General features: G+C 44.2%; 2 protein-coding genes. One reads left to right on the forward strand and one right to left on the reverse strand.

What is annotated here, in order from left to right; translation table 11 throughout:
- Nucleotides 1-331: 331 nt before the first annotated feature.
- On the reverse strand, nucleotides 332-1,816 hold the full coding sequence (locus tag R2Q26_RS15235) for a sodium:solute symporter family protein (protein ID WP_317537070.1): 1,485 nt from the start codon (nucleotides 1,814-1,816) through the stop codon (nucleotides 332-334).
- Between the two features lie 554 nt (nucleotides 1,817-2,370).
- Here R2Q26_RS15235 and R2Q26_RS15240 point away from each other — a divergent pair.
- Complete coding sequence (locus R2Q26_RS15240; RefSeq protein ID WP_317537071.1) at nucleotides 2,371-2,763, forward strand: hypothetical protein; 393 nt, start codon at nucleotides 2,371-2,373, stop codon at nucleotides 2,761-2,763.
- Nucleotides 2,764-3,326 lie beyond the last annotated feature (563 nt).

A 3,326-nucleotide genomic window follows, 5' to 3' on the forward strand; every position in this document is an offset into this window, starting at 1 on the left:
GTTGCTCGGATAACGCTTCTTCCGTTTTTTGGTTGATTCATAAAATGGTGAATGTTAACAAACAGCAAAAATCGCTATATCAGCTAGCTCTCAGAATTTCCGAACAGTTTCTAAGGTAAATCTGCCAGATTGGCGCACGATTGTTTTGCTCTGTATTTCAATTTGTCCAAGTTAGCGCAAAAGTTTTACGACAACAAGAGCATATAATTCTTTCTAAACAAATGGAAAGAAGGGCAGTTATAATTACAAATCAAAATACTCGTTGAGTGGCATCGTAACCATTCCCCATTCCATACCTTATTCCGTAGCAAGAAGAGTTCGATTGTCGAAACTAACGCGAAGTAACATGGTGCGTTTCCATGGCCGCACGATGCTGTAATTCATGCAAGGAGTGACCGGGAGTTTTGTGACCAACCCATTGTGGCAGCAGCGAGCCGGCGATCATGCCCAACGCTGAAATACCAAGACCAATCAATTGTGGTGGAATCGGACTTTCTTCGCCGATCAGGATTTCGATTAGCAACCAGGAGAACAAACCACCAAAAATAGCTGCTAATGCACCCTGAGTTGTGGCACGTTTCCAAAATATACCGCTGAGTAATGGCACAAATGCACCAGCAAGCGTAACCTTGTAGGCGCTTTCTACCATTTCAAAAATAGTGGATTCTGCACTCAATGCGAACGCGAGCACAATACCACCAAAACTAACCAATGTTGCTCGCATGACCCAAAGGAACTGGTGATCACCCATTTTCGGCCAAAAGCCTCGGATCACATTTTCGGAAAAAGTGACAGACGGAGCGAGCAAGGTGGCTGACGAACAACTCATGATTGCTGATATGACCGCGCCGAAGAACATGACCTGGGCAATCAATGGTGTGTGCTGCAATACCAGTGTAGGCAGTAGTAACTGCGGATCTTCTGCTAATAATTTCGAGAATAGCATCGGATCGATCAAAGTAGCAGAATAGGCAATGAACATTGGCACAAAGGCGAAACAGAAATAAATAGTAGCACCAATGACCGAGCCCCAAAGAGCTATAGTAGCGCTCTTGGCTGAGGTAACGCGTTGAAATACGTCCTGCTGCGGGATGGAGCCGAGCATCATTGTGACCCAGGCAGCGAGGAAGGTAATCCATTTCAATGGATCCATTTCGGGGAAAAAATTAAGTTTGCCTGACAAGCTAGCATGATCAATAACCGCCGTCGCACCGCCGCTGACTTTGCCGCTTATAATCCAGGCAATGAAAAATAGGCCACTCATCGACACAAACATCTGCACGAAATCCAGGATTGCTACAGAGAACATACCGCCAAAAGTAGTATAGGTGAGCACAATAGCAGTGCCAAGAATCATGCCAGTTTCCTGACTTACCGTACCATCGGTGACGACGTAAAAAATCAAACCAAGTGCCTTGATCTGCGCTGCGACCCAGCCTAGATATGCCGCAACAATGCAGAGTGAGGTGAGCACTTCGACTGATCGGCTATAACGCATGCGGTAAAAGTCTCCAAGCGTGAGGATATTGAGCCGGTAGAGGTAGCGTGAAAAAAGGACACCGGCGATTACCAGACACATCGAGGAACCAAAAGGGTCGGCGGCTACACCAGTCAAGCCATTTTGCACAAAGGTGGCTGGTACGCCGAACACAGCTTCGGCGCCAAACCAGGTAGCGAATACTGTAGCAGTTACGACATGCAGTGGTAGCGAGCGTCCTGCAACAGCGAAGTCCTTTGCATTGTGCACGCGCGTAGCAGCGTAGAGGCCAATGCTCACGGAAACCAATAGATAAAAAATGACGAACCACAGCAGCATGACCGCCTCAGTAATAAGTGATAAAAATTAATATTTGGTCAGAGCTGGATTATACTGAGGGAGATGGGGAAAATAAACGCTAATCTCTGCTACAATGCTTTGCAAGAAAAGCAGGTGCGCTCCCTTTGCACGACCGATAGCTGCAGCTCAGCACATCCAATCCACTTGAGCATTTTATTCCTTTAAATAAAGCTGGCTTTGGTGAGATGGGTCCAATAGCTTGTCGCTGTCGGCAAAATAAACTCAATTTTTACTTATTAATAGCTTCTGTTCGATGCACTTGCAGGATGCTTGCGGCCAAGGGCATAATTCCTGCACATGAAACACGTCTTATAAAGTGTCGATCATTTTCCAAGTGCATCAAGCAGCGCTTACCTCTCTTATAGTGCCTACCACCTTATTAAAAATAAGTTCCCAGGGGAAAAAATGGCGAGAATCAATCTAGAAATTGAAAACACAAATGACCTAGAAATCAGCGAAATCTTCAGTGAACTAAGGGAAAAAGTAGGACAAGTGCCAGCAGCTTATCGGGCGTTTGCGCTACACCACATATTTTGCAGGCCAATTGGAACCGGACGAAGAATATCCTTGGGAAAGGGAACATCCCCATAGAGATAAAAGAAGCAATAGCAACACGAGTATCAAAAGTTAATGGTTGCAATTTCTGCTTAAGAATACACAAAGAAAATCTTGCAAAGCTTGGATTTAACTCAGCTATTGTCGAGTCTATAGCGAATGGCGAATCAAGTGATCAGCGTCTTGATCTTGTACTTAAATTCGTGAGTACAGCAACAAAAGATCCTCACAGTCTCAATGACTCTGATTTTAATGCATTAAAAAAATCGGGTTTTTCAGAAGGTGATATTTTAGAAATACTCACAGTGATGGAAATGTATACTGGTTATAACAAAATAATCGTCGCCCTTGATTTGCAGCCAGATGACTGAATCTAAAAACGGTAGTTGACTGCTTAAGCGAAAAACTGAAAATCATTAACATCTAGCATCATTTCCAAATGGTAGATTGAAAACTGATTTTTCAGAGGACAGAGTGAAGCAGTCATAGCTCATAAGTTGGTTGGATAAAGTAAAGTACTTACTCAAACTACATACCCATCAGCTCTCTTATTTTCTTACTTGGATGTACTTAGTGTGAGTCAGCGTCCGCGCTGCATAATTTTTTCGCCGAAGATAATCTCAAACTGAAGACCGATTATCCAGGAAGATTCGCGCTTCTGGCCAAGTTTATCCCGCGGCCAGTGTATGCCCCCACCCATGGCTCAATAAAAAAACGACTTACGCAGATAGCGCTGACGGTAGATGCCACGAAAACCATAGTCTCTCAGCGACACCGGATGAGCAGTTTTGCCCTGAATCCAAGCTTCGCCAGCATGGGCTCGATTATTGGAATATAGATAGTCGTCCTTGAAAAAACCTTTTTCTCAACTACTAAGTTGTAGGTTAGGCATATTGCCAATCAATAGCCGATTAATATTGATTCCCAAACGAGC

This window comes from Nitrosomonas sp. Is37, from assembly GCF_033063275.1.
GTDB lineage: Bacteria > Pseudomonadota > Gammaproteobacteria > Burkholderiales > Nitrosomonadaceae > Nitrosomonas.